This is a genomic window from Lacinutrix salivirga, assembly GCF_053604675.1.
Genome location: NZ_JBSHNP010000005.1, coordinates 1 through 746, shown reverse-complemented (window position 1 = coordinate 746; position 746 = coordinate 1). Strand labels below are relative to the sequence as shown.

Here is a 746-nt window from a genome sequence, read left to right as displayed (position 1 = left end):
AGTTTTAAAAAGTAAATCCCATTTGGTAAGGTTGCTAAATCCAATTGAGTGGTAAACGCCTGTGATAATACTTGCTGTCCTGCTACATTGTAGAGTTGTAGCTGTGTAATAGTCGCTGTACTACTAATTGTAAGTGTGTTTACAAAAGGATTAGGACTAACCGTTACTGCGTTATTTAAGTTATACTCCAACACACTTAAGGCACAATCTGGGTGATCAAAAGCATCTGTATAATTATCGACCAACTCACCTTGGAAGGTAAGCGTGGCTGTTTTACCTGTTGTTACAAAAGGAGTTATAAATAAAATATAAGTCTCATTGGCAGTAAGGTTTAAATAGCTATTAAAGCCACTTACACCACCACCACCACCACCACCTTGTGTAGGATGATCGCCTGAGCCTGTACATGCCATTGCCGAATTCCCAATTCCCACAGTATTACAACTTATCCAAGTTGCATTATTTAAATCGCTACAATCTGCATTAGGACCAAAAACAATAAATTCCCAATCCTCCTCAAGATCTGGGCAAATATAAAAGCCTAATTGGCCTGAATATTTGGGTGTAAATTTAAACCATGCAGAATCGGATTCCCATTGAGAGGCACTAGTCTGGTTTTGACAGGCCAAAGTAAAAGACCCATTAGCATCATCTATTGCTCCAGAACCATCCACAACAAAATATGTACTAATATTTGCATCGCATAAACGAATGGCATCCACGCAGTCGGCTTCGGCTTGGATTTG

General features: G+C 39.3%; 1 protein-coding gene. It reads right to left on the bottom strand.

What is annotated here, in order from left to right; genetic code table 11:
- The coding region (locus ACVC5O_RS00020) for a T9SS type A sorting domain-containing protein (RefSeq protein WP_452219417.1) at nt 1-746 on the bottom strand (746 nt) is incomplete at both ends.